The organism is Antarctobacter sp. (assembly GCF_048262615.1).
Taxonomy (GTDB): domain Bacteria; phylum Pseudomonadota; class Alphaproteobacteria; order Rhodobacterales; family Rhodobacteraceae; genus Antarctobacter.
This window is the reverse complement of the sequence record NZ_JBLXFB010000001.1, coordinates 158,377-165,559: the sequence shown is the minus strand read 5'-3', so window position 1 is coordinate 165,559 and position 7,183 is coordinate 158,377. Positions and strand designations below refer to the sequence as shown.

10 protein-coding genes are annotated in these 7,183 nt (G+C 65.1%); all 10 read right to left on the bottom strand.

Annotated elements, in window-relative coordinates:
- Positions 1-341 (bottom strand): 2Fe-2S iron-sulfur cluster-binding protein (locus ACN0S5_RS00850; protein ID WP_417205089.1); only part of this gene is annotated, 341 nt, incomplete at its 3' end.
- A gap of 212 nt (positions 342-553) precedes the next feature.
- The gene (locus ACN0S5_RS00845) at positions 554-958 is read right to left on the bottom strand and encodes a DUF5333 domain-containing protein (RefSeq protein WP_417205088.1); all 405 of its coding nucleotides are present in this window, start codon (positions 956-958) and stop codon (positions 554-556) included.
- Between the two features lie 126 nt (positions 959-1,084).
- Positions 1,085-1,429 (bottom strand): hypothetical protein, encoded by a 345-nt coding sequence (locus tag ACN0S5_RS00840; RefSeq protein ID WP_417205086.1) that lies wholly within the window; start codon positions 1,427-1,429, stop codon positions 1,085-1,087.
- A 1-nt stretch (position 1,430) separates the two neighbouring features.
- Positions 1,431-1,763: a hypothetical protein gene (locus ACN0S5_RS00835; protein ID WP_417205085.1), complete on the bottom strand. Its 333-nt coding sequence runs from the start codon at positions 1,761-1,763 to the stop codon at positions 1,431-1,433.
- Between the two features lie 253 nt (positions 1,764-2,016).
- Positions 2,017-2,247, bottom strand: a complete 231-nt coding sequence (locus ACN0S5_RS00830; protein ID WP_417205083.1) for a hypothetical protein — start codon at positions 2,245-2,247, stop codon at positions 2,017-2,019.
- Between the two features lie 4 nt (positions 2,248-2,251).
- Positions 2,252-3,550 carry an NADH-quinone oxidoreductase subunit NuoF gene (gene nuoF, locus ACN0S5_RS00825; RefSeq protein WP_417205082.1) on the bottom strand — a complete coding sequence of 433 codons (1,299 nt, stop codon included), beginning with the start codon at positions 3,548-3,550 and terminating at the stop codon, positions 2,252-2,254.
- Between the two features lie 3 nt (positions 3,551-3,553).
- Positions 3,554-3,772, bottom strand: coding sequence for a DUF5337 domain-containing protein (locus ACN0S5_RS00820; RefSeq protein WP_417205081.1), 219 nt, complete (start codon positions 3,770-3,772; stop codon positions 3,554-3,556).
- A 14-nt stretch (positions 3,773-3,786) separates the two neighbouring features.
- Positions 3,787-4,665 carry a hypothetical protein gene (locus ACN0S5_RS00815; RefSeq protein ID WP_417205080.1) on the bottom strand — a complete coding sequence of 293 codons (879 nt, stop codon included), beginning with the start codon at positions 4,663-4,665 and terminating at the stop codon, positions 3,787-3,789.
- A gap of 166 nt (positions 4,666-4,831) precedes the next feature.
- Entirely contained in the window at positions 4,832-5,803 is a 972-nt protein-coding gene (locus tag ACN0S5_RS00810; protein ID WP_417205079.1) for an endonuclease, read from the bottom strand.
- A 75-nt stretch (positions 5,804-5,878) separates the two neighbouring features.
- The gene (locus ACN0S5_RS00805; protein ID WP_417205078.1) at positions 5,879-7,081 is read right to left on the bottom strand and encodes an NADH-quinone oxidoreductase subunit E; all 1,203 of its coding nucleotides are present in this window, start codon (positions 7,079-7,081) and stop codon (positions 5,879-5,881) included.
- Positions 7,082-7,183 lie beyond the last annotated feature (102 nt).

Here is a 7,183-nt window from a genome sequence, read left to right as displayed (position 1 = left end):
TCGCAGATCGGGCAATCCAGCGGGTGGTTGATGAGCAGGAACTCCATCACCCCTTCGCGGGCCTTCTTGACCATGGGAGAGTTGGTCTTGATCTCCGGCAGCTCGCCATTGCGGCCGCCGCGCACGTCGCGCACCTGCATCGCGCAGGAGGCGGCGGGCTTGGGCGGACCGCCCACAACCTCGACCAGACACATCCGGCAGTTTCCGGCAATCGACAGACGTTCGTGATAGCAGAATCGCGGGACTTCGACCCCGGCCTGCTCACAGGCCTGAATCAGGGTCAACGCCCCGTCCACTTCGACCTCTTGCCCGTCGATGATGATCTTTCGCAAATCGGACATGCCCGTGCCTCTCCCGTTCTTCGGCTGGCAGCGCCCACTGGCACGCAGGCCGCAGTCCTTCGGGTTCTAGCCTGCCCTGCCGGACGTTACCAGATGCAGGTGCAGCGAAAAGGCAGGAAAAAACGACGCGGCGCGCGGGTTTTGCCCCGGCACCGCGCTTTAGTTATTACAATGACTGAATACGTTACCGCCTGTTGCGCCGATTTCCCGACTCAGCGCAGGAAGTAGCCGACCGGCCCGCCACGGGCGATGTCGTCCCGTCCGAACTTGCACAACGCCTTTTCGTCGTTCGCCGCGATGCCCTTGGACGCCAGCCATGTTTCGGCCTTTTTGCGCATCCGCTTCTTTTCAGCTTTGGAGTTCACATAGGCGTCGATCTCTGCGTCGGAGTATCCCAGCGCCTTGGCGCGCTGCTCCAGCGCCTGAATCTGCCGGTAGGCCCGGATCATCCGCGCGCTGATATCGCCGCAGGATTTGCGGATTTCATCGGCAATGGCGATGGCCATCAGACCGTCATCGATTTCCGACACCTGACTGAGCGGCGTCTTGGCCCAGACCGGGGTGACAAGGGTCAGACAAAGGCCAAGGCAAAAGATCGGGGCAAGGAAAAAGCGCATGCGTGGAACTCCGTTTAGATTCTTGTTGCCCTGAGGTGGGGGCACCGGGCGCGGATATTCAATATCCGCGCCCGGTGCGCGCCCATTTGGGCGGGTTTCCACAGGCTCTGCGCGGGGAGTCGCCGGTCAGACGTCGCGGCAACGGCCCCGGAAGGTGATGGTGTCGCCGGTCACCGGCAGCGCCTGCGGATCGGTGTCCGGTCCCACGGTCCAGTCGATCTCGGATGTGCCGAAATACTGGATGCAGTGCTGGACGCTTTTGTATTCGCCAGCGGCGATTGCGCCTTTCATGGATTTCGACACCGTGCTGACCGTCACCGCAAATTCCTGACGGTTCTTGCGATCCGACGATACCTTGGTGCGAAACCGCTCACCGTCAAAAACCGGCGCGTTGCGGTTAAAGACACCGACGCGTTCACAACCGCCAACCGTGGCCGCAAGGGCCAGAATACAAATCACGCGGGTCATCATCTTATTGGCCTCCCCGGCACAGCACTTCGAATTCCGCCGCCGTTGTCGTGACCCCTGACAGGATCGTGGCCAGCGCCCGTTTGTCGCCGCAGCCCGCCTTGGCGGCAAAGGCCCCTGCCGCCTTGACCTGCCCCTGCGCCGGCACCGCGCCCGCGACCGTTTTCACGCTGACATAAGCCTGCACCGCGCGGGTCGCGCCCGCCCCGTCACGCGCCTGCAAAGTCATCGCGCGGCGCTGGATGTCCCCGACAAAGCTTTTTGACCGCACGGTTTCCGCCTGCGCCGCCGACGCCAGCGCCGCGATCAGCACTGCCGTCCCCAAAATCCGTTTCATGTCCCGTCCTGTTTTTCTAGCTCGCCCCGGTTGCGCGCTGCCACCCGGACTACATCCGCCTTTTGGCCCGATGCGTCCGGCAGGGCGCGCCGACACTGTCCCCGTTGCGCCGCAGGAGGTCAAGCCGCCCCAGACCGGGGTGTGGCCTTGGGCGATGTCCTGCCGGACCCCCGCTGATACATGCGGACCGCAACCGGCGCGCACCCTCCGATGCATCGCTGTACCGGTCGCCGCCCAAGGGGCCCGCCGCGCGTCAGTCCCCCAGTGGTTTGCGACCGTGCCAGGCCTTGTCGAGAAAGGACAGCGTCACCCCCGCACCGACAAGGACCAGACCGGCCACAGCCCCGTAGACCCAGACCGGGGCCAGCCCCGCGTCGATCGCCACATGGGCAAACCATGCGGGAACAAAGCAAAAAGCGGCGGCCAAGACCGCCGCCGCCAGATTTTGCAGGGTTCTCAGGACTCGTCCCAGAACAGACTTCACAGCGTCACTCCGCCGCGACGGCGCTCATCCGTCCGGTCTTTTGCGCCTTGATGCGGTCCTCGATCTCATCGCGGAAGTTGCGGATCAGACCCTGGATCGGCCAGGCCGCCGCGTCGCCAAGCGCGCAGATGGTGTGGCCCTCAACCTGCTTGGTCACGTCCCACAGCATGTCGATTTCTTCCGCGTCGGCCTCACCTTTGACCAGACGTTCCATGACCCGCATCATCCAGCCGGTGCCTTCGCGGCACGGCGTACATTGGCCACAGCTTTCGTGTTTGTAGAACTTGGCCAGACGCCAGATCGCCTTGATGATGTCTGTCTCTTTGTCCATCACGATCACCGCGGCGGTGCCAAGACCCGACCCCAGTTCACCGCGCAGATAGTCGAAATCCATGATCGCATCGCGCATCTTTTCGCCGCGCACACAAGGCACCGACGACCCGCCGGGGATCACCGCCTTGAGGTTGTCCCAGCCGCCTCGAATGCCGCCGCAATGCTTTTCGATCAACTCCTCAAAGGAGATCGACATCGCCTCTTCGACAACGCAGGGGTTGTTGACGTGGCCCGAGATGGCGAACAGCTTGGTGCCCTTGTTGTTGTCGCGGCCAAAGCCAGAGAACCATTCGGCCCCGCGCCGCAGGATCGTCGGCACGACGGCAATCGATTCGACGTTGTTCACCGTGGTCGGGCAGCCGTACAGACCCGCGCCCGCCGGGAACGGCGGCTTCATCCGGGGCATGCCCTTCTTGCCTTCAAGCGATTCCAGCAGGGCGGTTTCCTCGCCGCAGATGTAGGCACCCGCGCCGTGCGCCACAAACAACTCAAAGTCCCAGCCGGACCCGGCGGCGTTCTTGCCCAGAAGCCCCGCGTCATAGGCCTCGTCAATGGCGGCTTGCAGGGCCTCCCGCTCACGGATGTATTCGCCGCGAATGTAGATGTAGCAGACATGCGCCTGCATCGCGAAAGAGGCGATCAGGCATCCCTCGATCAGCGTGTGCGGATCGTGGCGCATGATCTCGCGGTCCTTGCAGGTGCCGGGCTCTGATTCGTCCGCGTTCACCACCAGATAGGCGGGTCGGCCATCCGATTCCTTGGGCATGAAGGACCATTTCAGACCGGTCGGAAATCCGGCGCCGCCGCGGCCGCGCAGGCCAGAGGCCTTCATTTCCTCGACGATCCACTCACGCCCCTTGCCAATGATGTCCTTGGTGCCGTCCCAATGGCCGCGCTTTTTCGCGCCATCAAGCGTCCGGTCATGCATGCCATAGAGGTTGGTAAAGATCCGGTCCTGGTCCTGAAGCATCTCTCAATCCTTGTCTTTCTGGCGGTCCCGCCAGAGCCCGTATACCATCCACAGCGCCCAGACAAAGCCCCCGAGTGCGGCAAGGTCGAAAAGCGCGCGCAGGCGCTGGCTCCAGTCCAGCGCCCCGCCGATTGCCGTGGCCGCGATCCAGCCGACGCCGGTCCCGGCGATGACCAACGCGATAACGCGGCCCCGTCGGTTGAAATCCTGCTGATCGGCCATGCGCGGTCCCGGCTTTATTTAATCAGGTCGGCGGCCTGAGCCACCCATCCGTTGCGCGAGGCGCGGCCGCGCACTCCGGCGAGGTTTTCGTCAACCCATGCCACATTGGCCTTGGACCATGCGGCGATCTGGGACAGCTTGTAAATCCCTTCGGCGTTCAGCGCCTCGGCCAGCTTGGGTCCGACACCGTTCAGGACGGTCAGATCGTCCGCGCCGTCTTTGGGAGCGGCCAGCATCGAGGGCTTTGTCATGGCGGGCGCTACTGCCTCTGCCGCAACCGGCGCGGCAACAGCTTCGGCCTTGACCGGCTCGGACACGGGCTTGGCTGCGTTCGTCACGGGTTTCGCCGCTTCCGCCACCGGTTTCGCCGCGTCGGTCACGGGTTTCGCCGCTTCCGCAACGGGCTCGGCCGCTTCCGCAACGGGCTTGGCCGCTTTCGCTACCGGCTTCGCCGCTTCCACCACGGGCGTTACGGTTTTGGCCACCACCTTGGCGGGTTCCGCCGCCTTGGGTGCGGTCGCCACGGGCGCGACCGGCTCGGCGGTCTTTGCCACGGCTTTGGCCACCGGCGCGACGGTCTTAACCGGGGCCACGGCAACGGTTTCGGCGGGTTTGGCCGCGTCCACGGTCTCGGCCACGGCATCGATCACCTTGTCGGTGGTCGCCACGACCGTTTCCGCAACAGGTGCCTTGATCGTTGCAACCGAGGCGGCGACGCCAAAGCTGCCCATCGGCGTGCGCACGGCTCCATAGCCCTTGGGCAGTCCGGCCCAGGGCAGCATCGCCAGCTTGAACATGCCTTGGCTTGCCTCCATGGCAAACCGGGTCTGAAGCTCGATCAGACGCAGGAAAGGGGTAAAATTGGGTGTTATCGCATAATTTGGGGTCGTCATGGTCACGTCCTCGCTCCACTAATCGGGCGCAGTCTACTGCGCGGGTCTTAGCGCCGTTCCTCCCCAACAGAGCCGGTGCCACGCCTTGCATACTGCGGCGCGGCACGCAAGACATGGCGTTGTCGCACGGGCCCGATCGGCGGGTTCCGGACACCGTGCTGACCAATCAGTAGACGTCGCCGTCCTTCACCCGCGACGAAAACTCTGTCTGGCCCCCTTCGGCCAGCACCCTGGCCTGCGCGACCCACTGATCGCGGCTGACCCGCCCCTTGAAACCTTCGAGGTTGGCATCGACCCATGCGATTTCCTGATCGGTCCAGTTGGCGATCTGGTCGAAATGGTAAATGCCCAGCGAGTGACACAACTGTTCCAGCTTGGCCCCGATGCCTTTGACCTGCTTGAGATCGTCGGCCCCGCCGTCGCGCGGAGCATCCAGCATTGCGGGTTTTTCGCCCTCGTCCTTGCCTTCGAAGATACCGTCCCTGTCATAATCCTCGCCCATGGGCGCGGCTGTCGGTTCAGCGGCGGGCGCGGTGTAGACCCATGTCCCCTTGCGGCTGGCAAGCTCTGCCTGCCCGGCCAGCGGGGTCGAGGGCAGAACCCGTGGTCCGGCATCCTCGGGGGTCTCCGCCACAGGTTCGACCGAGGGCGGCGGCGCGACCGGGTCCGGCGTGGCCTCGATCACCGGATCGGGCGTCGGCTCCGGCGTGGCCTGTGGCCGGGCCGCGGGCGCGGCACCGGTATAACGCCACTCGCCCTTGCGCTCTGCCAGTTCGGCCTCTCCGGCCAGCGGCGTCGAGGGGGCAACGCGCGGGCGCTCCTGCGCCGCCGGGGCCGCGTCCGTCACAGCGGTGGCCGGCGCCTCTGGCGCGGCCTCCGGCGCGGGGTCCGCCGGGCCGGTCTTGGCGCGGGCCGGAGTCGCGGTCGCTGCCCTTGGCGCGGGCACCGAAGGCGCGCCGCACAGGAACCGGTTCAACAGAACCCCCAGCCCCACCAGCAGCACAACCGCCACAACCAGCGCCGCGAAAAAGCCCCACTCCCCCACCGCCAGCAGCAGCACAAACGTCAGCAACGCCGCCAGAGCCGCAAGGCCCCAGCAGATCTTGGGGCAATCGCCCCGTTCCGTCGTATTGGTCATCAATTGGCCTCCCAACCCTTTTTCACGACGATACATGCGGGCACGACCGTCGCAAAGTGGGATGAAAGTACCAGATCAGCCTTTGGCGTTATTGGCCAGATCGCGCGCCTGAGCCACCCACTCATCCCGAGTCGCGCGCCCCTTGAAGCCTTCAAGGTTGTCATCGACCCAGGCCAGTTCCTTGTCCGTCCAGGCCGCAACCTGATCGAAATGAAAGAACCCGAGCGAGTTCAGAAGCTTTTCAAGCTTCGGACCGACGCCCTTGATTTCCTTGAGGTCGTCCGGCTTGCCATCGCGCGCGGCTGCCAGACCTGCGGGTTTGTCGCCGGCTGTCGGCGCGGCCTCCGCCGCAGGCGCGGATTTGGTTTGCGGGGCCTCGTAGCGCCATGTGCCCTTGCGCGCGGCCAGCTCTGCCTGACCGGCCAAAGCGGTGCTCGGCTGGATCAGCGCATCTTTGACCACGGCCGGGGCCTCGGCCAGTTTTTCCGGCACCGGCTCGGGCTTGGCGTCCTCGGGAACGTCCGCCTCGGGGGCCTTGGGCTGATCGCGCATCGCCTCGCGGGTGCCGGACTGGTCGTTCCACGGGGCGGCCAGCGGCACTTCGGTGCCGTCGATCCGCTTGACCGTATCGCCGATGTCATGCGCCAGTTGCGCGCTGGCATTCAGGGTGATCGAGCCGTTGACATACTCTGTCAGCGTGGTGATCCCCGATTTTGGTTCCGAGGCAAAGCGCCCGTTCTGCGGCCCCGCCTGCGGCACCTCTCCGCGCGCCAGCGCGTCCAGCAGATTGCCCAGCGTTTCCGCGGTCAGATCCTCGTAATAATCCTTGCCGATCTGGGCCATGGGCGCGTTGGCGCAGGACCCAAGGCATTCGACCTCTTCCCAGCTGAACTTGCCATCCGCCGACAGCGCGTGCGGCTTGGCCGCGATCTTGTCACGGCAGACCGCCATCAGATCCTCGGCCCCGCAGATCATGCAGCTTGTGGTGCCGCAGATCTGGATATGCGCGACAGAGCCCACCGGCTGAAGCTGGAACATGAAGTAGAAGCTCGCCACTTCCAGCGCCCGGATATAGGCCATGCCCAGCATGTCGGCGACATATTCGATGGCCGGGCGGGTCAGCCAGCCCTCCTGCTCCTGCGCGCGCCACAGCAGCGGAATGATCGCGCTGGCCTGACGGCCCTCGGGGTACTTGGTGATCTGCTCCCGTGCCCATGCCAGATTGGCGGGTGCGAAGGCGAAACGATCGGGTTGCTCGGGGTGCAGTCGGCGCAGCATGGCTTTCGGCTTTCCGTCTTACGTCGGGCGCTGCCGGACAGCGCCCCCTTGGGTTACATCTTTGGTCGTCCGGCCCCGTGGGCCGCAGTCATCAGGTCGCCG